Origin of the sequence: Amycolatopsis sp. 195334CR (genome assembly GCF_017309385.1) — a bacterium.
In the GTDB taxonomy this organism is placed as follows: domain Bacteria; phylum Actinomycetota; class Actinomycetes; order Mycobacteriales; family Pseudonocardiaceae; genus Amycolatopsis.
Window position 1 is genome coordinate 448,435 of the sequence record NZ_JAFJMJ010000004.1, and the last position, 23,653, is coordinate 472,087.

Annotated in this window: 23 protein-coding genes and 1 pseudogene; 13 read left to right on the plus strand and 11 right to left on the minus strand. The window is 70.9% G+C overall.

All coding sequences use genetic code 11. The features are described from left to right. Nucleotides 1-102: 102 nt before the first annotated feature. Together JYK18_RS45860 and JYK18_RS45865 are read left to right on the plus strand one after the other, a co-directional pair. Nucleotides 103-1,551, plus strand: a complete 1,449-nt coding sequence (locus JYK18_RS45860) for an alpha/beta hydrolase (protein ID WP_206810609.1) — start codon at nt 103-105, stop codon at nt 1,549-1,551. Between the two features lie 17 nt (nt 1,552-1,568). Next, nucleotides 1,569-2,243, plus strand: a complete 675-nt coding sequence (locus JYK18_RS45865) for a GPP34 family phosphoprotein (RefSeq protein ID WP_206810611.1) — start codon at nt 1,569-1,571, stop codon at nt 2,241-2,243. Here JYK18_RS45865 and JYK18_RS45870 read toward each other — a convergent pair. Genes JYK18_RS45870 through JYK18_RS45880 form a run of 3 tightly spaced genes read right to left on the minus strand, consistent with a single transcriptional unit; the run spans nt 2,240 to nt 4,186 of the window. Then, on the minus strand, nt 2,240-3,058 hold the full coding sequence (locus JYK18_RS45870) for a MerR family transcriptional regulator (protein WP_242584612.1): 819 nt from the start codon (nt 3,056-3,058) through the stop codon (nt 2,240-2,242). The genes JYK18_RS45865 and JYK18_RS45870 overlap by 4 nt on opposite strands. A 14-nt stretch (nt 3,059-3,072) precedes the next feature. Beyond that, the gene (locus tag JYK18_RS45875) at nt 3,073-3,639 is read right to left on the minus strand and encodes a hypothetical protein (protein WP_206810613.1); all 567 of its coding nucleotides are present in this window, start codon (nt 3,637-3,639) and stop codon (nt 3,073-3,075) included. A gap of 13 nt (nt 3,640-3,652) precedes the next feature. After that, a complete protein-coding gene (locus JYK18_RS45880) occupies nt 3,653-4,186 on the minus strand; it encodes a hypothetical protein (protein WP_206810614.1) in 534 nt (177 codons plus the stop codon). Nucleotides 4,187-4,327: 141 nt separating this feature from the next. Here JYK18_RS45880 and JYK18_RS45885 point away from each other — a divergent pair, with 141 nt between their 5' ends. Next, nucleotides 4,328-5,191, plus strand: a complete 864-nt coding sequence (locus JYK18_RS45885) for an N-acetyltransferase (RefSeq protein WP_206810615.1) — start codon at nt 4,328-4,330, stop codon at nt 5,189-5,191. Here JYK18_RS45885 and JYK18_RS45890 read toward each other — a convergent pair. Then, a complete protein-coding gene (locus tag JYK18_RS45890) occupies nt 5,188-5,445 on the minus strand; it encodes a hypothetical protein (RefSeq protein WP_206810616.1) in 258 nt (85 codons plus the stop codon). The two genes, JYK18_RS45885 and JYK18_RS45890, sit on opposite strands and share 4 nt — an antisense overlap. Before the next feature lie 90 nt (nt 5,446-5,535). Between JYK18_RS45890 and JYK18_RS45895 the strand changes: the two genes are divergently transcribed. Then, the gene (locus tag JYK18_RS45895) at nt 5,536-7,011 is read left to right on the plus strand and encodes a CocE/NonD family hydrolase (RefSeq protein ID WP_206810617.1); all 1,476 of its coding nucleotides are present in this window, start codon (nt 5,536-5,538) and stop codon (nt 7,009-7,011) included. Here the strand turns inward: JYK18_RS45895 and JYK18_RS45900 are convergent, their stop codons facing one another. Together JYK18_RS45900 and JYK18_RS45905 are read right to left on the minus strand one after the other, a co-directional pair. Continuing rightward, on the minus strand, nt 7,012-8,262 hold the full coding sequence (locus JYK18_RS45900; protein WP_206810618.1) for an MFS transporter: 1,251 nt from the start codon (nt 8,260-8,262) through the stop codon (nt 7,012-7,014). Then, nucleotides 8,259-9,638: a M20 family metallopeptidase gene (locus tag JYK18_RS45905; RefSeq protein ID WP_206810619.1), complete on the minus strand. Its 1,380-nt coding sequence runs from the start codon at nt 9,636-9,638 to the stop codon at nt 8,259-8,261. Before JYK18_RS45905 ends, JYK18_RS45900 begins: the two co-directional genes overlap by 4 nt. A gap of 125 nt (nt 9,639-9,763) precedes the next feature. Here JYK18_RS45905 and JYK18_RS45910 point away from each other — a divergent pair, with 125 nt between their 5' ends. After that, nucleotides 9,764-10,669, plus strand: coding sequence for a LysR family transcriptional regulator (locus JYK18_RS45910; protein ID WP_206810622.1), 906 nt, complete (start codon nt 9,764-9,766; stop codon nt 10,667-10,669). A gap of 57 nt (nt 10,670-10,726) precedes the next feature. Here the strand turns inward: JYK18_RS45910 and JYK18_RS45915 are convergent, their stop codons facing one another. After that, nucleotides 10,727-11,287, minus strand: a complete 561-nt coding sequence (locus tag JYK18_RS45915) for a TetR/AcrR family transcriptional regulator (protein WP_206810624.1) — start codon at nt 11,285-11,287, stop codon at nt 10,727-10,729. A 97-nt stretch (nt 11,288-11,384) separates the two neighbouring features. On the opposite strand from JYK18_RS45915, the gene JYK18_RS45920 reads away from it, so the two are divergent. Next, nucleotides 11,385-12,311 carry an NmrA family NAD(P)-binding protein gene (locus JYK18_RS45920; RefSeq protein ID WP_206810626.1) on the plus strand — a complete coding sequence of 309 codons (927 nt, stop codon included), beginning with the start codon at nt 11,385-11,387 and terminating at the stop codon, nt 12,309-12,311. Here the strand turns inward: JYK18_RS45920 and JYK18_RS45925 are convergent. From JYK18_RS45925 to JYK18_RS45930, 3 genes and pseudogenes are all read right to left on the minus strand, one after another. Then, nucleotides 12,282-12,746, minus strand: a complete 465-nt coding sequence (locus JYK18_RS45925) for a GNAT family N-acetyltransferase (protein ID WP_307796381.1) — start codon at nt 12,744-12,746, stop codon at nt 12,282-12,284. The genes JYK18_RS45920 and JYK18_RS45925 overlap by 30 nt on opposite strands. 8 nt (nt 12,747-12,754) lie before the next feature. Then, nucleotides 12,755-13,053, minus strand: a pseudogene (locus tag JYK18_RS47400) (LLM class flavin-dependent oxidoreductase); the annotation flags it as partial. 2 nt (nt 13,054-13,055) lie between these two features. Then, nucleotides 13,056-14,123, minus strand: coding sequence for a hypothetical protein (locus JYK18_RS45930; protein WP_206810631.1), 1,068 nt, complete (start codon nt 14,121-14,123; stop codon nt 13,056-13,058). A 253-nt stretch (nt 14,124-14,376) separates the two neighbouring features. Here JYK18_RS45930 and JYK18_RS45935 point away from each other — a divergent pair, with 253 nt between their 5' ends. The 6 genes from JYK18_RS45935 (at nt 14,377) to JYK18_RS45960 (ending at nt 21,402) form a co-directional block, all read left to right on the plus strand. Then, entirely contained in the window at nt 14,377-15,048 is a 672-nt protein-coding gene (locus JYK18_RS45935; RefSeq protein WP_206810633.1) for a FadR/GntR family transcriptional regulator, read from the plus strand. Beyond that, a complete protein-coding gene (locus JYK18_RS45940; RefSeq protein ID WP_206810635.1) occupies nt 15,045-15,839 on the plus strand; it encodes an ABC transporter ATP-binding protein in 795 nt (264 codons plus the stop codon). Before JYK18_RS45935 ends, JYK18_RS45940 begins: the two co-directional genes overlap by 4 nt. Nucleotides 15,840-15,954: 115 nt before the next feature. After that, entirely contained in the window at nt 15,955-17,577 is a 1,623-nt protein-coding gene (boxC, locus tag JYK18_RS45945) for a 2,3-epoxybenzoyl-CoA dihydrolase (protein WP_206810637.1), read from the plus strand. Between the two features lie 4 nt (nt 17,578-17,581). Then, nucleotides 17,582-19,003, plus strand: a complete 1,422-nt coding sequence (gene boxB / locus JYK18_RS45950; protein ID WP_206810639.1) for a benzoyl-CoA 2,3-epoxidase subunit BoxB — start codon at nt 17,582-17,584, stop codon at nt 19,001-19,003. Nucleotides 19,004-19,013: 10 nt separating this feature from the next. Beyond that, complete coding sequence (locus JYK18_RS45955; RefSeq protein WP_206810641.1) at nt 19,014-20,561, plus strand: benzoate-CoA ligase family protein; 1,548 nt, start codon at nt 19,014-19,016, stop codon at nt 20,559-20,561. Beyond that, on the plus strand, nt 20,551-21,402 hold the full coding sequence (locus JYK18_RS45960; RefSeq protein ID WP_206810642.1) for an amidohydrolase family protein: 852 nt from the start codon (nt 20,551-20,553) through the stop codon (nt 21,400-21,402). Before JYK18_RS45955 ends, JYK18_RS45960 begins: the two co-directional genes overlap by 11 nt. On the opposite strand, the gene JYK18_RS45965 is transcribed toward JYK18_RS45960, so the two are convergent. Continuing rightward, the gene (locus JYK18_RS45965; RefSeq protein ID WP_307796389.1) at nt 21,399-22,214 is read right to left on the minus strand and encodes a PaaX family transcriptional regulator C-terminal domain-containing protein; all 816 of its coding nucleotides are present in this window, start codon (nt 22,212-22,214) and stop codon (nt 21,399-21,401) included. The two genes, JYK18_RS45960 and JYK18_RS45965, sit on opposite strands and share 4 nt — an antisense overlap. 155 nt (nt 22,215-22,369) lie before the next feature. Between JYK18_RS45965 and JYK18_RS45970 the strand changes: the two genes are divergently transcribed. Next, entirely contained in the window at nt 22,370-23,611 is a 1,242-nt protein-coding gene (locus tag JYK18_RS45970; protein WP_206810644.1) for an acetyl-CoA carboxylase biotin carboxylase subunit family protein, read from the plus strand. The last annotated feature ends 42 nt before the right edge of the window (nt 23,612-23,653 follow it).

Sequence of the window (23,653 nt, forward strand, 5' to 3'; positions counted from 1 at the left end):
ACCAGTGACACCGCGTCACACGTTCACCCCAAAGAACGTCATCTCCGGAACATGACGTGGTCGCACTGGCCGGGCCCGGCGCCCGCTGCTGTGATCAGTGCCATGGCATTGCGGAAATCGTTGCTGCCCGTACTGGTCACCGCCCTGGCCGCGTCGCTGGTTGCGGGTGTGCCCGCCGCCGTGGCGGACACGCCGAGCTGGGGCGAATGCCCGGCCGACGCGGCCAGACCGGGCCTGGAATGCGCCACGATCGACGTCCCGCTGGACTACCGCGATCCGGGCGGGCGCACCATCGAGGTGGCGATCTCACGCCTGGCCAGCGCCAACCCGGACAAGCGCCGCGGCGTGCTGCTGACCAACACCGGCGGACCCGGCGGCGAGGGCCTGCTCTTCCCGGCCATCCTGCGCGACAACCTCAAGCTTCCGCGGGAAGTGCTGGACAGTTACGACGTGATCGGGATGGACCCGCGCGGCGTCGGCCACAGCACCCCGGTCACCTGCGACCTGAAGCCCGAGCAGTGGTTCACCAACATCCCGCTGTACGCGCGGAACCCGGCCGACGTCACCGCGCAGGCCGACCAGGCGAAGGTGGTCGCGGCGCAGTGCGGTTCGTCGGCGTCGGCGCCGCTGCTGCCGCACATCACCACCGCGAACACCGCGCGGGACCTCGACCGGGTCCGCGAGGCGCTGGGGGAGTCCACAGTGTCCTACTTCGGCATCTCCTACGGCACCTACCTCGGATCGGTGTACACCACGTTGTTCCCGGACCGCAGCGACCGGATCCTGATCGACAGCGCGACCGGCCCGGACGGCTGGGACGCCGGGTTCACGCGGATGTTCGGCGAGGGGTTCGCGGACCGCTTCCCGGACTTCGCGGAGTTCGCCGCCGCGCACCCCGAATACGGGCTGGGCACCACACCGCGGCAGGTGACCGCGAAGTACTTCGAACTCGCCGCGCGGCTGGACGCCACGCCGAGCCCGGAGGGCGTGAACGGCCAGTTGTTCCGCCAGCTCGCCTTCTCCAAGTTCTACTACGACCACGAGTTCCCCAGCCTGGCCGAGACCTGGCAGGCACTCGACACCGGGAAACCGATCCCGGGGGCCGCGACCGCGAAGGCCGCGGCACCGGTCACGGACAACTACCTGGCCAGCCAGCTGCACGTGATCTGCAACGACTCCGACTGGCCGGAGGCGGTCGGGCACTACCAGCGCAACGTCGCGATCGACCGGTTCCGCCACCCGATGTTCGGCGCCGCCGCGGCGAACGTCACGCCGTGCGCGTTCTGGCCGTCCGAGCCGGTCGAACCGCCGGTGGAGATCGGCGAGGACGGCCCAGCCAACGTGCTGATCGTGCAGAACCTCCGCGATCCGGCGACCCCGCTGTCCGGGGCGAAGAAACTGCGGCGGGCCTTCGGCGACCGGGCCCGCCTGGTCACCGCCGACCAGGGCGGCCACCTGGCCTACCTGTACCTGGACAACCGGTGCGCCAACGACCTCGCCACGAACTTCCTGCTCACCGGGCAGCGCCCGGCCCACGACCAAGCCTGCTGACCACCGAAGGGGACACCATGACCGAACAACCGCTGATCGTCGAAGACCTGCTGCTGCTCATGCTCGACGACAAGTCCGGCACCCCGGCGGGCGCGGGCACGCTGCACTACGCGCTGGGTGGCGCGATGCTGGTCGAACTGGCGTTGCGCGGCCGGGTCGAGGACGACGGGAGCCGCGGGCTCGGCGGGCCCAAGGTGCTCGCCACGGGGGACGGCCCGCTCGGCGACCCCCTGCTGCAGGACGCCTACGACAAGGTCGCCGAGAAACCGCGGAGCGTGCAGTCGCTGCTGATGGCCATCGGCGGCGGCCTCTACAAACCGGTGATCGAACGGCTGCTGGAGCGCGGTTTCATCCGGCGCGAGCAGAAGCGGGTGCTGGGCCTGATCCCGCGCACCACCCTGCCCGTCGACGACGGTGAGTACGAAACCGAGCTGCGGCAACGGGTCCGGGCCGTGCTCGAAGACGGTGTGGACCCCGACGTGCGGACCGCGGCGGTGGTCGCGCTGCTCTCGTCGAGCGGCACGCTGCCTTCGCTGCACCCCACACCGAAGTGGTCGAGCAAGGTCTACCACCGCGGGAAGGAGTTCGAGGAGGGCAGCTGGGGCGCCTCGGCGGTGGGCACCGCGGTCACCCGCACGGCCACGGCGATCGCGGTGGCCAGCGCCACGGTCGTGGTCACCACGGTGACCTAGGGCGGGTCCTCGGCCAGTTCGAGGCAGCGCAGGCGGGCCGGCGAGAGGTCGTAGGGCAGCTTGCCGGTGGCTTCGGCCGCGCTCATGGTGCGCTCGGCGGCCGGGGCCTCCCAGGTGTCGAAGAGCGCGTCCTCGTCCTTGTCCAGGCCGGATTCCTCGATGGCGGCGTGCAGGGCGTTTTCGAAGGCGCGCCGTTCGGCGGCCACCTGGGCCACCCGCGGGTCGTCGACCGCGACGCTGTCGTCGAGTGCCTCCTCGGCGGCGTCGACGCGGTCGGACTCCGCGCGCAAGGCGGGATTCGTGGCCAGGGCGAGAAAACGGGTGGCCTGGACCGCCGCGCCGAGCGGGCCGAAGATCCGTTCGGTGACCAGCAGGGTGTCCAGGTCGGCCTGCCGCAGGGAACCCTCGGGCACGCCCTTGAGGCGATCGGTGACCAGGGCGGAGAGCAGGCCCATCCGGCTGCCTTCGGCCCGCATCCGCTCCACGGCGGTCCGTTGCCGCCGCACCTCGGCCTCCTGCTCGGCCAGCGTCGCCGCCAGCCGGTCCAGGGTGCCGGTGATCTCGTCCTCGCTGGTGAAGGCGGCACTGCTGTCGTCGAGAGCGATCCCGGCGTCGGCCATCTTGCGGATCCACAGCAGGCGGATCAGGTCCTCGTATCGGTAGCGGCGGCGGTCGTCGCCGCCCCGCTCGGGCTCGGGGAGCAGGCCGATTTCGTGGTAGTGGCGGATCGCTCGCGGGGTGGTGCCGGTGAACGCCGCCGCGTCACCGATCTTGACCCGGTGGGGTGGCACGAAGGACGGATGCACGAGGTCCATCGGACCACATGCCGCTACGGAAGGTGCAACCCCGCGCCGGACTGGTCAGCCGGCAGCAGGTGCGCGAGCAGCAGCTTGATCATCAGCAGCGGCCCGAACCAGGCCACCGCGGCCGGGGCCGGGGCCAGCCCGAGAACGGCGGTGAGCGCCAGCGCGGTCACCGCGAAGGCCACCGGCTGCCGCAGGCCGGCCGGCGCGAACTCGACGAGCACCGCGCCGGCCAGCACCGCCCCGTAGGTGGCCGCGGCCGTGGTCCAGCCGAAGCCGGGCACGGTGAGCGCGAGCACGAACGGGTGCACGTGGGCGGTGACGAACCCGAGGTGGTGGACCGCGGTGCGGCCCGGCCGGTGGAACCAGCGCTTGGCGGAGCCGGTGGCGTTGACCACGGCCCCGCCGAACAGGTCGAAGGCGATCACCACGACGACCACCACGGCCAGCGCGGGCAAGTGCGCGTCCACGGCCAGGAACAACGCCAGCACCGCACCGGCGGCGGCCGTGCCGAACCCGGCCGCCACCTCACCGCGGGTGGCGCCGGGCGCGATCAGGCGATCGACGAGCGTCATCGGCTTCCGCGTGCTCACCCCGGCGATTCTGTCAGCCGAACGCGTTCCCGGTGACGTGGTACCCGCCCTGGTCGACCCGCAGGAACGGGATCGTGCTGGTGCACGGCAGGGTGTCGTGCTCGAACCCGCCGGTGCTCCAGCTCCAGCCGATGGCGTCGGGGGCGTGCCGGTTGTCCCGCACGCTGATCCCGACCCGGCGCCCGACCAGGTCGAGTCCCGGTGGCGCACCGGGCAGGTCCGCGCGCTCGATGATGCCGGTCACCACGCCCATCCCGTCCGCGGCGAGCGCGCAGTCGACGCGGCCCTCGAAGTCGGCGAACAACTGGCCGCCGGTGGTGAGGTGGTTGACGTGGAACCGCCCCGACGACACCCCTTCGGCCGATCGCCTGGCGTCCACGCTGAACCGCACCGGGTCACCCGGCCCGTTCTGGCCGGGAAGGTGCGCGCCCGCACTGCCGACCACCCGTGTCTCCTTCGGCGCCTCGGCCGCCACCCCCGGTGCCGCCCCGGCGGCCGCCGCCGCGACCACCAGCACCCCCAGTGAAATCCTCGTTCCCTTGCGCACCTTGGTTTTCCTCCCTGTTCGGTGTGGGTCCACCTTGGCCGCCGGGACCGGCGGCCTTCCTCCCCCGCCGGAGGGAAGCCGTTCCCGCCCCGGCGGGAAAACCGGATGCGGGCGGGTCCCGCGATGGTGTGTGATCGGCCGATGGCGATCTTGACGGGCAAGCCGGCGGCCGACGAGCTGGCCGAGGCGGTGCGCGTGCTGCGGGAGTGGCAGTACGACGGAGCACCGCATCAGCTGCACCCGGGGGATCTCGGCTGGTTCTGGCGCTTCGGCGAGGAGGCGACGGCCGCGGCGGTCCGGACCTGGAGCCGTGACGGGCGCGTCCTCGCCATCGGATTGCTGGACGGCGCCGACCTGTTGCGGGTGACCATGGCCCGCGACGCGCAGCAGGACGGCGAACTGGCGCAGCACCTGGTCGACGACGTGATCGACCCGGACCGCGGAGTGCTGCCGGCGGGCCGTGTGGCGGTCGAGGCACCGAAGGGCGCGCTGGTCCAGGAACTCCTCGCCGGGCAGGGCTGGCAGGTCGACGAACCGTGGACGCCGTTGCACCGCGACCTCACCGAACCGGTGGCGGATCCCGGCCTGCGGATCGAGGTGGTCGGCCCGGAACTGGTGCCGGTGCGGACCGCCGTGCAGCGCTCGGCGTTCGGCGGGTCGACCTTCACCGACGAGCGCTGGCACGCGATGGCCGCCGGGGTCGCCTACGCCGACGCCCGGTGCCTGCTCGCCTACGACGGTGACGGCAACGCGGTGGCGACGGTGACGGTGTGGACGGCCGGGCCGGGAAAGCCGGGCCTGATCGAGCCGATGGGCGTGCACCAGGACCACCGCGGGCACGGCCACGGCCGCGCGATCACCATCGCCGCGGCGGCCGCGCTCCGCGAACTGGGGGCGTCGAGCGCGCTGGTGGCCACGCCCAGCTCCAACGTCGGTGCCGTGGCCACCTACCGGTCCGGCGGTTTCGAACCGCTCCCGGAGGTCTGGGACTACTACCGCGCCTAGACCGCGATCGCCCCGGAGAACGGCGCGTCGACGTCGTCGATCACCAGCGGCGAGCCGATGAACAACGCGGCGGTGGTGAGGTGGAACAGGTTGCGCTTCACCGGGACCGAGCAGGCGAAGCCGCCGATGGTCAGTGCCGTGAACCAGAAGACCGCGTCCGGAATGGACGGACTAGCCTCGGCGAGCCTGGCCTGCCGCTTCACCGACCGTTCCTTGTCCGCCTGGACCAGCAAACGGTAGTCGGCGGGATTCATCCGCCTGGTGCATCAGTGCATGCGAAATCCTTGCTTGACCTCGCTGATCGGGGGCCCCAGAGTCGGGGTTCTCGACGGTGAGGAGACACGATGAGGCGTCTGTCCGGGCTGACGGTCGCGGTCGCGGTGACCGGGTCGATGCTCACCACGCCGGCGGCGGCGTCGGATTCGTTCTTCGGTTACCAGCGGCCCGCGCGCCACGAGGTGCACAGCGAAGCGCTCACGGTGCCGCTGCGGGACGGCGGTCATCTCGCCTGCCGTCTGCACCGTCCGGCGGACGCGTCCGGGGAGCCCGCCGACGGCCGTTTTCCCGGCATCGTCTACGACTTCAACGCCTACGACAACCTCGACCAGCTCGCCGTCGACTCGGCGTTCTTCGTGCGCCGCGGCTACACCGTGCTTTCGTGCAACACCAGGGGATCCGGTGATTCGCCAGGGCGCATCGACCCGTTCAGCGCGCGGGAACAGGCCGACAACTACGACGTGATCGAATGGCTTGCCGCGCAACCCTGGTCGACCGGCCGGATCGGCCAGATCGGGGTCAGCTACGGCGCCCACGCGGCCCTGCTCACCGCCACGCGCAAGCCGCCGCACCTGGAGACGATCATCCCGGTCAACGGCATCTCCGACTGGTACGAGAACACCATCTACCGCGGGGGCATCTACTCCGCCCGCATCCGCGACTGGCAGCGCCAGGTCGCCCCGGACACCCTGCGCACCTACGCCGAGCACCCGCGCTACGACGACTTCTGGCGCGAGCGCAGCGTGAAGGACCGATGGTCCGAACTGGACCTCCCGGTGCTGGAGATCAACGGCTGGAACGACCGGTACCGCGGCGGCATGGTGGAGAACTTCCAGGCCCGCAAGGAAAACGTCTGGCTGGTGTCCGGACCGTGGGAACACGGCTGGCCGCCCGGCGGGGTGGGGCCCGGCGAGTACCTGGCGTGGTTCGACCGGTGGCTCGGTGTCCGGCACGCGCCGCTGCCGCCGGCGAAGGTCACCTCGTACGCGATGCACGGCACGGGCTGGCAGACCTTCGCCGACTGGCCGCCGTCCCCGCGCACTACCCGGTACGCGCTGACCACCGCGGGCGGGCTGGCCAGGCCGGCGGGCGCGCCGGGCACCGGTCAGTACCGGGTCAACACCGAGACCAGCCCGGCCGAACCGGGGGAGAAGCTCACCTTCACCGCCCCGCCGCAGCGGCGCGACCTCGTGCTCGCGGGCAATCCGAAGGCGGAGATCGAGGTCGCGGTGACCGCCACCGACGGGAACCTGGCCGCCGTGCTGGAGGACGTCGCGCCGGACGGTACCGCGACCCGGATCACCGCCGGCTGGCTCAAGCTCAGCCACCGCAACGGCCACACCGAACCCGCCGAGGTCCACTCAGGACGGTGGTACCGGACCACCGTGGACCTGTGGCCGGTGCACCACCGGCTGGCGGCCGGGCACGCGCTGCGCCTGACCGTGTCCAGCGACGACCACCCCGAGATCGACTCCGACGCCCCGCCCGGCGACGTCGCGCTACGCCTCGGTGCCGGTGGCTCCGCCCTCGTGCTGCCGTCGTAGTCAGCGGATGCCGCGCGTGCGGTACCCGGCGGCGAGCGCGGCGATGCTGACGAACGACACCGCGAGCAGGTAGTAACCGGGTGCGACCTGCGATCCGGTGCCCGCGATGAGCGCCGTGGCGATGGTGGGCGTGAACCCGCCGAAGATCCCGACCGCGGTGTTGTAGCTGAACGAGAGCCCGGTCGCGCGCGCCCACACCGGGAACGCGTCGGACATCACCGACGGCAGCGCGCCGAAGTAGGCCGCCTTGAGCAGCCCGAGGATCGTCATCGCCGCGGTGAGCGTGAAGAACGAGGGCACGGCGGTGACCCAGACGAACAGCGGCACCACGCTCACCCCGATCAGCACCGCCGCGGGCACCATGATCACCAGCCGGCCGAACCGGTCGGCGAGCAGCCCGACCACCGGCGTGCCGACGGTCAGGATCACCCCGGTGACGAGCAAGGCCACAAAGGACAGTGAGTCGTCGAGGCCCAGTTCCTCGACCCCGAACGTGGGCAGGTACTGGAGGATGAAGTTCAGCGCGGTGGACACCACCAGCGCGCCACCCGCTATCAGCAGCCCGCCCCAGTGGTGCCGGAACACCGACCGGATCGGTGACGGCGACGGCCCGGTTTCCTCGCGCATGGCGGGCGATTCGTCCACGTAGCGGCGGATGTAGTACCCGACCGGGCCGATCAGCAGGCCGAACACGAACGGCACCCGCCAACCCCACGAGGTCATCGCCTCGTCGGACAGCAGCGCGGTGAGCGCGGCGGCGAACCCGGCCGCCATCAGCGTGGACAACCCCTGGCTGGCGAACTGGAAACTGCCGAGGAACCCCTTGCGCCGCTCGTTCTGCTCGACCAGGAACGAGGTCGCGGCCCCGAACTCGCCGCCCGCCGCGAACCCCTGCAGCAGCCGCGCGACGATGACCGCAAGCGGCGCGAAGATGCCCAGCGTTTCGTACCCGGGCAGGACGGCGAGCAGGAAGGTGCCCGCCACCATCAGCCAGATGGTCAGCATCAGCGCCTTCTTGCGCCCGTGCCGGTCGGCGTAGGCGCCGATGACGAGTCCGCCGAGCGGCCGGATCAGGTAGGTCACGCCGAACACGGCGTAGGCCTGCACGAGCTGGACGCCGGGATCGCCCTCGGGGAAGAAGGTCCGGCCGATGTAGCTCGCCATCAGCGCGTACACGGCCAGGTCGAACCATTCGAGCGCGTTGCCGATGGTGGCGGCCGCGATCGCGCGACGGGTGGACGTGGTGGTCATCGGACGGCCTGCTCGGCGAGCGCGTGGAACACGGCGGTGGCCAGCACGAGGCCTTCGCGGGCGATCGGCGCGAGCAGGTGCTCGTCGGGCGCGTGCTGGAGGCAACCGGGGTAGGAGTGCGGGAGCCACAGCGCGGGCATGCCGAGGATCTCGGTGAACACGAAGTTGGGCAGGGAGCCGCCGATGTTGGGCAGCACGGCGATCGGCCCGCCGGTGACCGACTCCAGCACCCCGGCGGCCCAGCGCGGCCACCGGCCGTCGAGGTCCGTGCGGCTGGCCGGGAAGTCACCGGTGATCCGCACGTCGACCATCGGATAACCGTGGGCGGCCAGGTGTTCGGTGAGGATCCGCTCGGCGTCGCCGACCTCGGTGCCGGTGACGTACCGCAGTTGCAACGCGGCCCGGGCCCGGCCGGGGATGGCGTTGACGGGGCGGTCGATGTCGGCGGAACCGAGGGCGAGCACTTCGAGGGTGTTCCAGCCGTAGAGCCGTTCGGCCGCGGTCAGGCTCTCGTCGCCCCAGCCCTGGTCGGGGTGGGGATCGCCGGGGCTGTTCGCCACCTTGATCCCGGCCAGCGCCTCGCGGACCGCGGTGGGCAGGTCCGGTGGCAGGAGGCCGGGCACTTTGAGGCGTCCGTGCCCGTCGACCAGCGTGGTGATCGCGCCGGCCAGCGTGGTGGCGGGGTTGCGCAGGATCCCGCCCCAGTTGCCGGAATGGTACGAATCCGGCCGCAGGTCGGCGTCGAGTTCGAAGTTGAGCCCGCCGCGCGAGCCGAGGAACAGCGTCGGCGTGGCGGCGTCGAGGCGCGGGCCGTCGGAGGCGATCAGGACGTCGGCGCGCAGGGTCTCGCGGTGCGCGGCGGCGAACTCGGCGAGTCCCGGCGAGCCGATCTCCTCACCGGTTTCGAACAGGAACTTCAGGTTGAAGCCGAGCGAGCCCCGCTCGGCGAGCAGCAGGCGCAACGCGGTGAGGTTGACCAGGTGCTGGCCCTTGTTGTCGGCGGTGCCCCGGCCGTACCAGCGTTCGCCGTCGACATCGAGCGTCCACGGGGCGCGGCCGTCGCTCCACTGTCCACTGTGGCCGTCCACCACGTCGGCGTGGCCGTAGCACAGCACGGTCGGCAGCTCCGGTGATTCGACGCGGGTGCCGAGCAGGAACGGGCCGCCGGCGGGGTCCGGATTGGGGTGTTCGGTGACCGTACAGCCGAGGTCGGTCAGCAGCGGGGTGAGCACCTCGCCGAGGTATGCCTTGAGGGCAACGCGGCCACGTTCGGTGGTGCTCTCCGTCGGATAGCCGACGAGCCGGGCCAGCTCCTCGCGGAACGCGCCGGAGTCGACCTGGTGTTCGGCCTTCTGCCTGAGGTGGTGCGGTATCACTGGCTCGCTCCGGTGGTCGACGAGGCGGGGTCGCAGAGCAGGTTAAGCCGGTTTCGCGGGCACGACCATTGCCGATTTTGTCAGCGAGCGTTCTACTATCGGCAAACCGGAGGAAAGGTCGGCCGATGCAACTCCTGCCCGTGGGCCTGACGTACTTCGCCGAGGTCGCCCGGTCCGGTTCGGTCACCGAGGCGGCCCGCGCGCTGACCGTGGCGCCGTCCGCGATCAGCAGGCAGATCGCCAAGCTGGAGGCCGAACTGGGGGTGCCGTTGTTCGCCCGGCACCCACGCGGGATGACGCTGACCGACGCGGGCGCGCGGCTGCTCGCCCACGCCCGGCGCACGGAGGCCGAGTCGGCCGCGCTCATCGGCGAACTGCGCCACGCCGACGCGTCCGAGGCGCGGCGGGTGGCGGTGGCGTGCTCGGAGGGCTTCGGCAGGCGGATGGTGCCGCTGGCGATGGCGGAGTTCCGGCGCGCGCACCCGGAGGTGAGCTTCCAGCTCGACATCGTCACCCGGCAGGAGGCGACGCGGCGGGTGGCCGAGGGGATCGCCGACGTCGCGGTGACCTACACGATCGGGCCGCAGCACGACGTGCGGGTGGAGTGCGCGGTGGTCACCGAGGTGGTCGCGGTGGTCCCTTGTGGACACGAGCTGGCCGGGCGGGACCGGCTCGGGCTGGCCGAGCTGTGCGCGTACCCGCTGGCGCTGGCCTCTTCGCGGACGAGCCAGCGCGAACTGTTCGACCTCGGGGCCCGGATGGAGGGCCTCGACGTGGCGCCGGTGCTCGTGTGCGACGGGCTGGCGCCGCTGTACGAGTTCGTCCGGGGTGGTGGCGGGATCGCGCTCGTCGGGGACCTCGGGGACCTCGGGGACCTTGATGGTGGCGACGGCGTGGCCTACGTGCGGCTGGACCACCCGGTGTTCCGGCAGCGCGAGGCGCAGGTGCAGACCATGCCGGGCAGGCGCCTGCCGTGGTCGGCGCGGCAGTTCACCGGCCTGCTGGTGTCGCGGCTGCAGGAACTCGGCTGATCAGCGGAGGGCGTCCACCAAGGCGGCGCTTCGACACCGGGCACGGCCCGCGGACCGCTAGCGCGCCGGGCTCACCCCGGCGATCGCGAGGTCGAACAACCGGTTCGCTTCGGCGGCGGGGTCGGGCCGGTGTTCCGTGGCCAGCACGATGCCGACGATCAGCGTGATCAGATCCGCGAGGCTGGTCCCCGGCTCGACGGCGCCGTCCGCCACGGCGCGGTCGAGCAGCGGGCCGCCCGCCTCCTCCAGCGTCGAGGAGCACGAGTTCGCGCCCGCCGGGTCGGGCACGTCGTAGGCCAGCGCGGCGGCCAGCCCCCGCGCGGTGGAGCTGTAGGCCACCACCTCACCCAGCCACGCCAGCAGCGCCTCCCGGCTGTCACCCCGGCCCGCCAGTTCGCGCGCGCGGTTGCTCAGTGCCTCGATCCGCTGGTGTGAAACCGCTTCGAGCAGCGCGTGGCGGGTGGGGAAGTGGCGCCGCACGGTCGCCGAGCCGACCCCGGCCGTGCGCGCGATCTGCTCCAGCGAGGCGTTGGCGCCGTGCGCGGCGACCTCCTCCTCGGCCACCGCGAGGATCCGCGCGTAGTTGCGCCGCGCGTCCGCGCGCTGGTGCTCAGGCATGGGCTGACCTCCGTGTTTGCCAAGTGGCGGGCCCCGCCGTATCGTAGCGGAAGCTAAACGGCGGGCCCCGCCACTTAGCTTCGAACCAAGGAGAACCATGTCTGCTGAATCCGCACCCGTCCTGGTCACCGGCGCGACCGGCCGCCAGGGCGGGGCCACCGCCCGCGCGCTGCTCGCGGCCGGCGTGCCCGTCCGCGCCCTGGTGCGCGACCCGGCCCGGGCCCGGGCGATCGAGGCGCTCGGCGCCGAACTGGTCACCGGCGACCTCCACGACGTCGACTCCGTGACGCGGGCGGCGAAGGGCGCCCGTGCCGTCTTCTCCGTGCAGCAGGCACCCTTCGACGGCACCGGGTTCGACTTCCCCGCCGAGGTCGAGCAGGGCGTCAACCTCATCGAAGGCGCGAAGGCCGCCGGGGTGCGCCAGTTCGTGCACACCTCGGTCTCCGGCGCCGGCCAGCACGTCGAGGCCCCCGGCTGGGCCGAAGGGCGCTGGACCGAGATGGAACCCACCCTGGGCGCCAAGAGCGCGATCCAGGACCGCCTCCGCGAAGCCGGTTTCGACCGCTGGACCCTGCTCAAGCCCGCGTTCTTCATGGAGAACTTCCTGCCCTCCATGAAGTTCCTCTTCCCGCGCGGCATCGAGGGCGGGCTGGTGAGCGTGGTGAAACCCGGCACGCACCTGTCCCTGATCGCGACGGAGGACATCGGGGACGCGGCCGCCGCCGCGATCGCCGACCCGGACCGCTTCCACCAGGTCGAACTGGAACTCGCGGGCGACTACCTGACGATGAAGGAGATCGCCGAAGTCCTCTCGCGCGCGATCGGCACCCCGCTGGCCGCGCCGGACATGACCGAGGAAGAGGCGTTCGCCGCGGGCATGCCGGGCATGGGCGCCTCGCACGAGTGGCTCAACGTCACGGGCCAGCCCGCGCGCCCGGAGTTCGCCACCGAACTCGGCCTCGAACTCACCCGCTTTGAAGACTGGGCGCAGCGGTCACGCGAGCGCCTTCTCGAAGGGGAGTAGCCGGACTCCGCTGGCCTCGTCGACGTGGCTGGGCAGCGGGGTGTAACCGGCGGACTCGTACAGCGCGGCGGCCTCGGGCTGGCGCCAGCCGGTGGTGAGGTAGACGCGCCGGTACCCGCGAGCGACGGCTTCGGCTTCGAGTTCGGCGAGGATCCGCTTGCCGAGGCCGCGTCGCCGGTGGTCGGCGTGTGTCCACATGCGCTTCACCTCGGCGGTGGTGGTGTCGTACCGGCGGAACGCCCCGCCCGCCACGGCCCGGCCGTGCTCCAGCAGCACGAGCAGCGCGCCGTGCGGGCGGGCGAACTCGTCCGCCGGGTACCGGTGGATCTCGGTGGCGTCGCCGTAGCGGGTGAAGTACTCGTGCGCCAGCTGGGTCAGCATCGGCTCGAGCACCGAGTCCGCCAGCGTGGTGTGCCGCAGTTCCCAGACCGTCACGTGCCCGATCATCCCCCGCCCGGTTCCGGGCCGAGCTTGGTGGCCACGTCGGTGGGGATCTGCACGTAGTCCTCGTGGCCGAAGGTGAACGGCAGGGCGAAAACGACCTCGTCGACCTCGCGGAAGGCGGCGTGGGAGTAGAGCCGCTCGGCGACGGATGTGGGACAGCTGGATCTCGGCGAACTCCTCGGACTCCGCGGCCTTCACCACACTGCTGGTCAGCAGGTTCATCCCGTGCTCACCGGGCCGAGCGCAGGCTCCCGGCGCCGTGCCACATGCGCTGTCCCGGTCCCGGCGAATGCGGTCTGCTCAGTAGCTGGTCGCCCGTTCCGACTCGGTGTTCAGCACCGCGTCGGCGAGGAACTTGGCGGCCCAGTTCGGGAAGAGCAGTTTCTGGTACCGGCCGGTCAGCGGCCACGACCCGGGCAGCGCGCCGACCGCGGCCGGTTCGACCGGCTGGCGGACCTGCGCGGTCGACAGGCGCCGCAGCGTGTCCTCCGCGCGGTCGCGCAGCCACGGGTGCGTGCGCGAGGCGTGGAGCCACACCGTGACCATCTGCGCGTCGCCGGTGAGGCAGGCGTAGTCCGCCAGCGGCCGGAAACCGGGGCCGATCTCCCCGGGCAGCAGCGGGTACAGCGGCGTGCCGAGTTCGGCCAGGCGCACGGCGGCCCGCGTGGCGACCTCGGCGCACTGCCTGCCGAGCCCGCCGCCGAGGATGCGCCCGCAGCCGAGCAGGCCGCGCAGCGCGTAGGCGATCGTGTGCGTGTACGGCTCCTCGTGCTCGTCGACCATCATCCGGTCGATCCAGCCATTGGTCTGGACCTGGTCGAGCATCCAGCGCAGCGACCGCGCCACGCAGTCGAGCTGGCCCGGATCGCCGGTCACCTGCCACAGCCGCGCGAGCGACCACGCCACCCGCGCGGAATAGGTGTTGGCATACCCGCGATAGGCGTGCGACCGCCAGGCGCCGTCGGCGTCCTGGACCGAGGCGAGCCAGATCGCCGCGCGCCCGAGCGCGGCCAGCACGGCGACCTCCCTGGTCGTCTGCCACAGTTCGAGCAGGCCCTGCATGATCTGCCCGACGTCGAACACCAGCGGGTCACCGTCGGTGCCGACCCCGCCGGGGAAGGAGCCGTCGGGGGACTGGAGCCGCAGCAGCCAGTCGCCGATCTCGTGGGCGCGCACCGCGAGCGCGGGCCGTCCCAGCGCGTTCGCGGCCCGCAGCAGCGTCGGGATGGACGAGCCGCTGGTCTCCGGGTAGGCGGGCAGCCAGCCCTTGGTGAGGTCGTACCCGGCGGAAATGCCCTCCCTGCCGGTGGCGTCGTGCGCCGTCTCGATCCAGGTCATCGCCGAGGCGAGCACTGCGCGATGCCTCACCGCTGTCCGGCCCTCATTCCTTTGTATTCCACCAGGTTCGGTCAGAGTTCGTTTGTTTCTCACCTATTTGATCGGTGTTCAGTCTAGGGGTAGCGGCAGGCGCCCATCAAGGTGAAGATCGGCGCGCGGAATGTTTCACCGGGTGCACGGATGGAGCGCGCGAACGGCGGTATATCGGCAAAATATAGGTCACCGAACTAGGCGCGCGGGGGCACTCCTCAGACAAGCAGACAGCAGTGCTACGGTCGGGAGCATGGCTCCCTCGGTACAACGCCGCCCGCTGAGTTCGCAGGCCGCGGACGCCCTCCTGGCCGACATCCGGGCCGGACGGTGGCCGCTCGGGCACAAGCTGCCCGGCGAAGCGACGCTGGCCGCGCGGCTCGGCGTCGGGCGGTCCACCTTGCGCGAGGCGATCCGCGAGCTGGCGGGCAAGGGCGTGCTCGATTCCCGGCAGGGCGCGGGGGTTTTCGTGACCGCGCTCGACGTCACCGAGGACTGGGACGCGGTGCTCCGCCGCGCGTCGGTGGTGTCGGTGATCGAAGCGCGAGTGGCCATCGAGGCGGAGGCGGCGGCACTCGCCGCCGAGCGGCGCACGCCGGTGGACCTGCGGGCGATCCGGAAGGCGCTGACGCACCGCCGGTGGCAGGAGCGGAGCATCGAGGACCACGTCGACGCCGACATGGCCTTCCACCGCGCCGTGGTGATCGCCGCGCACAACGACGTGCTCACCGAACTGTTCGACAGCTTCGTCCCGCGCGTGCGCAAGGCGATGACCGACATGCTCCGGGCCCGCCCCCTCGACTCACCCGAAGCCGATCACGCGGCGCACGAGGACCTGGTGGACGCGATCGTCTCGCGTGACCCGTCGGCGGCGGCCGACGCCAGCCGCACCCACCTGACCGAGCTGAAGCGGGCGTTCGGATGAGCGCGGTGCTGGAACTGCGCGACGTCACGTTTCGCCGCCAGGGCAAGGAAATCCTGCACGAGGTCAGCCTCACCGTCGGCGAGGGCGAGCACTGGGCGCTGCTCGGCCCGAACGGCGCGGGCAAGAGCACCGTGCTCGGGTTCTGCGGTGCGCTGACCCATCCGACGACCGGCACCGTCCGGGTGCTCGGCGGGCAACTGGGCCGGGTCGAACTGCAGGCGCTGCGCCGCACCATCGGGCACGTCAACCCGCGGCACCCGCTGCGTTCGCCGCTGACCGTGCGGGAGGTCGTGCTGACCGGGATCACCGGCACCGTCGACCTGCCGCCGCGGTGGCGACCGGCTCCGGCGGAGGTGAGCGCCGCCGACGACCTCATCGACGTGCTGGGCCTGCGCGGGAAGGCGGAGGATCGCTGGCCCACGCTGTCCCAGGGCGAACGCGGCCGGGCGCTGGTGGCCCGCGCGCTGGTCTGCGAGCCCCGGCTGCTGTTGCTCGACGAACCGTCCACCGGCCTGGACGTCGCCGCCCGGGAGCAACTGCTCGAAACCATCGACCTGCTCGACGAAACCCATCCCGGAGTGGCGTCGATCCTGGTCACCCATCACCTCGAAGAACTGCCGACGACGACCACCCACGCGCTGCTGCTGGCCGACGGGCGCGTGGTGGCAGCGGGCCCGGTCGGCACCACGGTGACCACGGCCAACGTCTCCGCCGCCTTCGACCACCCCATCGAGGTGCACCACCAGGACGGCCGCTTCTCCGCCCGAGCCACCCGGCGGCTCAGCGCCTAGCCACCTCCGCCCGCCGCGGTGGTCCGCTGACCTTCTACACAAGATTGACGCATCGTAGATCTTGTGTCGATAATGAGGTCGCTGTGACGCGGACCACCACGGAGAAGGAGGTCGCATGACGGCCACGGTCAGCCCGGCGGTCAGCTTCGCCCGGTCCCCGGCGGACTACCGCCACTGGCACCTCCGGATCGACGGGGCGGTGGCCTGGCTGGAACTGGACGTGGCCGAGGACGGCGGCCTCGTGCCCGGCTACGAGCTCAAGCTGAACTCCTACGACCTCGGCGTGGACATCGAGCTGTACGACGCCGTGCAGCGGCTGCGGTTCGAGCACCCCGGGGTCCGCTCGGTGGTCGTCACCAGCGCCAAGGACAACGTCTTCTGCGCCGGCGCCAACATCCGCATGCTGGCCGGGTCCTCCCACGAGTGGAAGGTGAACTTCTGCAAGTTCACCAACGAGACCCGCAACGCCATGGAGGACGCCACCGCGCACTCCGGCCAGACCTATCTCGCCGCGGTCAACGGGTCCTGCGCGGGCGGCGGCTACGAACTGGCACTGGCCTGCGACCACATCATCCTGATCGATGACAACTCCTCGACCGTCGCGCTGCCCGAGGTGCCGCTGCTCGGCGTGCTGCCCGGCACCGGCGGGCTGACCCGCGTGGTGGACAAGCGCCGCGTGCGCAAGGACCGCGCCGACGTGTTCGCCACCCGCAGCGACGGGATCCGGGGCAAGACCGCGGTCGAATGGCGGCTGGTCGACGAACTCGCGCCACGCCGGGACTTCACCGAGGTGGTCCGGCAGCGGGCGCTCGAACTGGCCGAGCGCAGCTCCCGGCCGTCCGATGCCGAGGGCGTGGAACTCACCCCGCTCGACCCCGACGGTTACGACTACCGGTACGTCAAAGCCGTACTGGGCACGGAAACGGTGGAGATCACCGTGCACGGTCCGGACGAGCACGCCACCGGCTGGCTGCTCACCCTGACCCGCGAACTCGACGATCTCATCCTTCGCCTGCGCACCAACGAACCCGAGCTGGGCACCTGGGTGATCCGCACGGCCGGGGACGCCGAAGCCGTGCTGGCCCACGAGGAAGCGGTGCTCGGCAGGCCGGACGACTGGCTGTGCAACGAGATCATCCACTACTACAAGCGGACGCTGAAACGGCTCGACGTGACCAGCCGCAGCCTCATCGCGCTGATCGAGCCCGGCAGCTGCTTCGCCGGCGTGCTGCTCGAACTCGCGCTCGCCGCCGACCGGCAGTACATTTTGGACGGTCCGCCGATCGACGACGAGGACAGCCCGCTGCGGGCCTCGATCCGGTTGTCCGAGGCCAACTTCGGCCGGTTCCCGATGGGCAACGGCCTGTCCCGGCTGGAATCCCGGTTCTACCAGGAGACCGATCACCTGGCCTGGTTGCGCAAGGAGATCGGCCACGAGCTCACCCCGGCCGAGGCCGACGAACTGGGCCTGGTCACCGACGCGCTGGACGACATCGACTGGCCCGACGAGATCCGGATCGTGCTCGAAGGGCGCGCCGCGCTGAGCCCGGACTCGCTGACCGGGATGGAGGCCAACCACCGGTTCGTCGGCCCGGAAACCCTGGAAACCAAGATCTTCGGCAGGCTCACCGCCTGGCAGAACTGGATCTTCAACCGGCCCAACGCCGCCGGGCCCGATGGCGCGCTGCGGCGCTACGGCACCGGGCAGAAGGCCGTCTTCGACCGGAAGCGGGTGTGAGCAGATGCCAGAGAAGATCGACTACGACGCCAAGATCCCGAACAACGTCGACCTGTCCTCCGACCGCAGGCTCCAGCGCGCGCTGGAGGGCTGGCAGCCGAAGTTCATGAACTGGTGGGGCGAGATGGGCCCGACCCTGCGCACCCAGGGCGTGTACCTGCGCACCGCGGTCAGCGTCGGCCGGGAGGGCTGGGCGCACTTCGACCACGTGCACGTGCCCGACTACCGCTGGGGCATCTTCCTCGCCGAACGCGACGGCGACCGGAGGATCGCCTTCGGGGAGCACGCCGGCGAACCGGCCTGGCAGCAGGTGCCGGGGGAGTACCGCGCCGACCTGCAGCGCCTGATCGTGATCCAGGGCGACACCGAACCGGCCTCGGTGGAACAGCAGAAACTGCTCGGCCTCACCGCGCCCAGCCTCTACGACCTGCGGAACCTGTTCCAGGTCAACGTGGAGGAGGGCCGCCACCTGTGGGCGATGGTCTACCTGCTGCACGCCTACTTCGGCAAGGAGGGCCGCGAGGAGGCCGAGGGCCTGCTCTACCGCAACTCCGGCAGCCCGGACACCCCGCGCATCCTGGGCGCCTTCAACGAGGAAACGGCCGACTGGCTGGCCTTCTACATGTTCACCTACTTCACCGACCGGGACGGCAAGTACCAGCTCGGCACGCTGAAGGAGTCCGCCTTCGACCCGCTCTCGCGCACCTGCGAGTTCATGCTCAAGGAGGAGGCGCACCACATGTTCGTCGGCACCACCGGCGTCGACCGCGTGGTGATGCGCAGTGCCGAGCTGATCCGCGAAAACGACACCACCGACATCGCCGCGCACGGCGGCATCCCGCTGGAGATCATCCAGAAGTACATCAACTTCCACTACACCGTCTCGCTCGACCTGTTCGGCAGCGAGACCTCGACGAACGCGGCCAACTACTACACCGCGGGACTGAAGGGACGGTGGAACGAGACCCGCCGCAAGGACGACCACCGGCTCACCGACGGCAGCACCTTCCTCGACCGGCCCGCCGAGGACGGCACCTGGACCCAGGACGAGGTGCAGACCCTGCTCGCGCTCAACCTCGACCTGCGCTCGGAGTACATCGCCGACTGCCGCACCGGGCTCAAGCGCTGGAACCGCATCCTCGCCGACAACGACATCGGCTACCGGTTCTCGTTGCCCCACCCGGGGTTCAACCGCAACGTCGGGATCAACCGCGGCCACCACATCACCCCCGACGGCACCATCGTGGACGAGGCCACCTGGGAGGCGGGCCGGGCGAAGTGGCTGCCCACCACCGAGGACCTGACCTTCGTCCGCTCGCTCATGCACCCGGTCTACGAACGCGGCAAGATCGCCTCCTGGGTCGCGCCGCCGCTCAACGGCATCAACGGCAAGCCGTTCGACTTCGAGTACGTCCACCTGCCCTGAGGCGGTAGTGATGCCCGCTCCCACCACGTTCAACGCCACGAACTACCTCCTGGACCGCAATCTGGCCGAGGGCCGCGGCGACCGGACCGCCGTGGTCTCCACCAGCCGGTCGCTGACCTACGCCGAACTGTTCGCCGAGGTGCGCCGGACCGCGGGCGCGCTGCGGGAGCTGGGGGTGCGCCCCGAGGAACGCGTGATGATGTGCCTCGGCGACGACCTCGAGCTGTTCGTCTCGATCCTGGCCACCATGCACCTCGGCGCGATCGCGGTCCCCACCTCGACCATGCTGACCGAGCCCGAGCTCACCGACCTGGTGGTCGACTCGCGGGCGCGCGTCATGCTCACCGCGCCGACGTTCGAGGAGACCGCGGGCCGGGCCGCGCGGAATGCGCCGGACGTCCAGCACATCGTCGATGTCACCGCGGGTTTCCACGGCGACCCGGTCGACGAGCCGTACTCGACCTGGGCCGATTCGCCCGCGTTGTGGCTCTACACCTCCGGTACCACGGGCCGCCCCAAGGCCGCGATGCACCGGCACGCCGACATCCGCACGGTGGCGGAGAACTACGGGCAGCGGGTGCTCGGCATCGGCCCCGGCGACCGGTGCCTGTCCGTGGCGAAGCTGTTCTTCGCCTATGGCATCGGGAACTCGATGTTCTTCCCGATGTCCGTGGGTGCCACCGCGATCCTGGACGAACGCCGCCCGAACCCGGCGCTGTTCGCCGAACGGGTCCGCGACGAGCGGGTCACGTTGTTCTTCGGCACGCCCAGCTTCTGGGCGCCGCTGCTGGCCAGCGACGTGCCGGACGACGCGTTTTCCACCGTGCGCCAAGGGATCTCGGCGGGGGAGGCGCTGCCGTCGCGGCTGTACCACGGCGTGCTCGACCGCTTCGGCGTCGAAGTGCTCGACGGCATCGGCTCCACCGAGATGCTGCACATCTTCGTGTCGAACCGGCCGGGCCAGGTGCACCCCGGTTCCTCGGGCACGGTGGTGCCCGGCTACGACGTCGAGATCCGCGACGCTACCGGGGCACCCATCGAGGGCACCGGGATCGCCGGTGAGCTGTACGTGCGCGGTGACTCCGCGGCGATCGGGTACTGGTGCCGGGCGGAGACCACGCGCCGGGTGTTCCACGGCGAGTGGATGCAGACCGGCGACACCTACGTCCGCAACTCCGACGGCTCGCTGAGCTGCCTCGGCCGGTTCAACGACATGCTCAAGGCGGGCGGCATCTGGGTCAGCCCCGCCGAGGTCGAGGACAGGCTGCTGGCGCACCCGTCGGTGGCCGAGGCGGCGGTGGTCGCCGCGCCGGACGCCGACGCGCTCGACAAGCCCGTGGCGTGTGTGGTGCCGGTGCCGGGGCACCAGGTCGACGGTGAGGAACTGATCAGCTGGTGCCGGGAGACGCTGGCCGCGTTCAAACGGCCGCGGGCGGTGGTCGAGGTGCCCGAGCTGCCGAAGACCGCGACCGGGAAGATCCGGCGGAACGTGCTGCGGGAGATGGTCAGCACCTCGCTGCTCGGCGTTCCGGCGAAGGAGCCGGTGGATGCCGGGTGAAGTGGTCGACGCGCACGTCCACGCGCCCAGGCTGAGCACGCTCAAACCGGCCTGGCTCGACTGGGCGGACGAGTTCTCCGGACCGCACGACTGGCGCGCCGCCTACGACCGCGACGGTGTGGTGGTACCGGCGAAGCTCGACGCGCTGATGGCGGCCGAGGGCGTCGCCAGGGCGTTGCTGTTCGCCGAGTACAGCCCGCGCGCCACCGGCATCCAGCCGATCGAGGACCTGCTGCCGATCGTCGAGCACAACCCGGAGCGCTTCCGCCTGGTGGCCAACGTGAACCCGCACCTGCACCACCCGGTCGAAACCGAGGTGGAGCGCCAGCTCGGATTCGGTGCGGTGGCGGTGAAACTGCACCCCGTGCACGGCTGCTTCCCCGGCGACCACCCGGAACTGCTCGCCGTGTACGCGTTGTGCGCCGAACGCGGTGTCCCGGTGATCGTCCACTCCGGAACGTCGAACTTTCCCGGTTCCCGCAGCAGTTTCGGTGATCCGGCGAGCTTCCTGGACGTGCTGGAGCAGTTCCCGTCGCTGCCGTTCGTCTTCGCGCACGGCGGTCGCGGCTGGTGGTACGACACCGCGGCCTTCCTCGCGCTGGCGAAGCCGAACGTCTGGCTCGACCTCGCCGGACTGCCGCCGCGCAAGCTGCCGGAGTACTACCAGCGCTTCGACCTGGACCGCCTGGCGAGCCGGTTCGTCTTCGGCACCGACTGGCCGGGCGTGCCGGGCACCCGCCGCAACGTCGAGGCACTCGGCTCACTGGGCTGGCCGGACGACGTCCTGCGCGACGTGCTCTACGGCAACGCGGCCAAACTCTTTCCCGGTCTGGGGGTTTAGTCGCTGGTCAGCACGTCCCAGTGGGCTTGGGCGGCCGTGCGCCACTCGGCGTGCTTGCGGTGGAACAACTCCGCCGCCTTGGTGCCGCTCCAGCCCCCGGGCAGCAGCCGTGCGGGCAGTTGCGGGTCCAGGAACGGGAACCGGCGCCATTCGTGGACGAGCCGGGTCTGCGCCGACAGCGCCTGCTCACCGGTTTCCGGTGCCAGCGCGTCGAATTCGTCGATGAAGGCCTCGTACTGCTCCTCCACCTCACGCAGGTTCCACGACCGGGCAACCAGGGTCGCCTCCTCGCCGATCCCGCCGTACGAAGCGGTGAACGACATCGGCGAGCCCGCCCCGAGCTGGTCGAGAATGGTGCGTGCCTCGTCTTCCCTGGCCACGTGCGGGCTGACCCACACACCTGGCGACGGCGAACCGAACCCGGCCCAGGTGAGCTGCGTGCGCAGGCGGTGGCGAAGGTCACGCTGGGACTCCGGCACGGACACCAGCACCACCAGCCACCGGCCGTCCCAGCGCTGGCCGGCGTCGCCGAACTCGTAGATCCGCCGTGCCCCTTCGGTGAGCAGCTGCTCGCCGGGCCCGGTCAGCGACCACCGCACCCGCCGCCCCGCGCGCGCCGACTCCAGCCAGCCCTCACCCGCCGCGCGCGCCAGCGCCTGCCTGGCCGATTTCTCCTCGATCCCGAACAGGCCCAGCGCGTCCACCAGGGTGGCCGTCCACACCGGATTTTCCCGTGGCAGCACGTATTCCCCGAGCACGGTCATCAGCAGTGACCGGGCGCTGGTGTGGCTGACTTCGCGGCGCCTGCTCACGGTCGGCCGAGTGGTGATCACCGATAAATGCTACAACAATGTTCACTACCTTGAGGTTGTTGTAGGAGTCGCGCGTCCAGTGCGCGGGCCCGTCCCGGGGTACGGTGGGCCCGCCAGGGAGTCGAAGCTGTATGCGCCGAAACGGAGGAGTGGTTATGCCAGCGTCCGAACCGGCCACGAAGAACCCGGACAAAGGTTATCTGGCCCTGCTGGGCTGGAGTCTCAACGCGGTGGAGGCGCTCGACCGGTTCGACCGCCGTTACGTCGTGGTCGCGCCGGACTGGGCCGAGAAGTACTGCGCCGAACACGACATCCCTTATCTGCCATGGAACTTCGAGCGGCTCAACGACCGGTCGATGGAGATCGCCGAGACGCTGCAACGGGAAGGCGTCGACGTGGCCATCCCGCTGTTCGAGGAAACCGTGGAGTGGGCCGGGGCGATCAACTCGGTGCTGCTGGACAACCCGCGCCTGTTCGGCCAGGCCATGCTGCTGCGGGACAAGTCGCTGATGAAACGCCGGGCGCAGCTCGGCGGCATCCGGGTCGGGATCTTCGAGGAGGCCCACGACCGCGACGACGTGATCCGCTTCCTCAAGCGCGTCAACCAGACGCTGCTCAAGCTCGACGGCGACCCGAACGACCCGATCCACCTCAAGGCCTTCGACAAGGCCGGCTGCCTCGGGCACCGCATCGTGCGCACCCCGGACGACGTCGACACCATCCCGGACGAGGAGTTCCCGGTGCTGATGGAGTCGCACCTCGACGGCTGGGAGTTCGCCGTCGAGGCGTGGGTGCACAACGGGAAGATCAAGTTCCTGAACATCTCCGAGTACGTCACGCTGGGTTACTCGGTGTTCGTGCCTGCCACCCCCGAGCTGGAGCGGTACCGGCCGCAGATCACCGCCCAGATCGAGAAGCTGATCAAGACCTTCGACATCGAGTTCGGCTTCGTGCACCCGGAGTACTTCGTCACCAGCGACGGCGAGATGTACTTCGGCGAGGTGGCCTACCGGCCGCCGGGGTTCAAGGTGTTCGAGCTGCTGGAGCGGGCCTACGGGTTCAACGCCTACCAGGGGCTGGCGCTGGCCTTCGACCCGAAGACCACCGAGGAGGAGATCGACGCGTTCTTCCCCCGCGAGGTCGAAGACGCCACCGGGGTGGCCGGCTGCTTCGGCGTCTACCCGCGCCGCCGCGTGGTCAGCGAGCTGCGCATCCCGCCGGAGACCGAGGACGACGACTACTACGAGTCGCACGACCTGTCCGCGCCGCTGGAGGAAACGGTGACCAAGCGGACCGCGTTCGGTACCCACTGGGGCCTGCTGTACTTCTTCGGCGATGATTCCTACCGGATGCGCGAGCTGCTGAAGGAACAGGAAGAGTACGACTTCTACGTCTGAGGCGCCGCCGTCCGACGCGGAAGACCGACCAGAGGGAAGCCT

Excerpts from the sequence above, each read along its gene's own strand:
- JYK18_RS45910 (WP_206810622.1), top strand. The coding sequence starts at position 9,764 with ATGCAACTCCTGCCCGTGGGCCTGACGTACTTCGCCGAGGTCGCCCGG.
- JYK18_RS45895 (WP_206810617.1), top strand. The coding sequence starts at position 5,536 with ATGAGGCGTCTGTCCGGGCTGACGGTCGCGGTCGCGGTGACCGGGTCG.
- JYK18_RS45900 (WP_206810618.1), bottom strand. The coding sequence starts at position 8,262 with ATGACCACCACGTCCACCCGTCGCGCGATCGCGGCCGCCACCATCGGC.
- JYK18_RS45920 (WP_206810626.1), top strand. The coding sequence starts at position 11,385 with ATGTCTGCTGAATCCGCACCCGTCCTGGTCACCGGCGCGACCGGCCGC.
- boxB (WP_206810639.1), top strand. The coding sequence starts at position 17,582 with ATGCCAGAGAAGATCGACTACGACGCCAAGATCCCGAACAACGTCGAC.
- JYK18_RS45960 (WP_206810642.1), top strand. The coding sequence starts at position 20,551 with ATGCCGGGTGAAGTGGTCGACGCGCACGTCCACGCGCCCAGGCTGAGC.
- JYK18_RS45865 (WP_206810611.1), top strand. The coding sequence starts at position 1,569 with ATGACCGAACAACCGCTGATCGTCGAAGACCTGCTGCTGCTCATGCTC.
- JYK18_RS45915 (WP_206810624.1), bottom strand. The coding sequence starts at position 11,287 with ATGCCTGAGCACCAGCGCGCGGACGCGCGGCGCAACTACGCGCGGATC.
- JYK18_RS45870 (WP_242584612.1), bottom strand. The coding sequence starts at position 3,058 with ATGGACCTCGTGCATCCGTCCTTCGTGCCACCCCACCGGGTCAAGATC.
- boxC (WP_206810637.1), top strand. The coding sequence starts at position 15,955 with ATGACGGCCACGGTCAGCCCGGCGGTCAGCTTCGCCCGGTCCCCGGCG.
- JYK18_RS45970 (WP_206810644.1), top strand. The coding sequence starts at position 22,370 with ATGCCAGCGTCCGAACCGGCCACGAAGAACCCGGACAAAGGTTATCTG.
- JYK18_RS45955 (WP_206810641.1), top strand. The coding sequence starts at position 19,014 with ATGCCCGCTCCCACCACGTTCAACGCCACGAACTACCTCCTGGACCGC.
- JYK18_RS45890 (WP_206810616.1), bottom strand. The coding sequence starts at position 5,445 with ATGAATCCCGCCGACTACCGTTTGCTGGTCCAGGCGGACAAGGAACGG.
- JYK18_RS45935 (WP_206810633.1), top strand. The coding sequence starts at position 14,377 with ATGGCTCCCTCGGTACAACGCCGCCCGCTGAGTTCGCAGGCCGCGGAC.
- JYK18_RS45860 (WP_206810609.1), top strand. The coding sequence starts at position 103 with ATGGCATTGCGGAAATCGTTGCTGCCCGTACTGGTCACCGCCCTGGCC.
- JYK18_RS45940 (WP_206810635.1), top strand. The coding sequence starts at position 15,045 with ATGAGCGCGGTGCTGGAACTGCGCGACGTCACGTTTCGCCGCCAGGGC.
- JYK18_RS45885 (WP_206810615.1), top strand. The coding sequence starts at position 4,328 with ATGGCGATCTTGACGGGCAAGCCGGCGGCCGACGAGCTGGCCGAGGCG.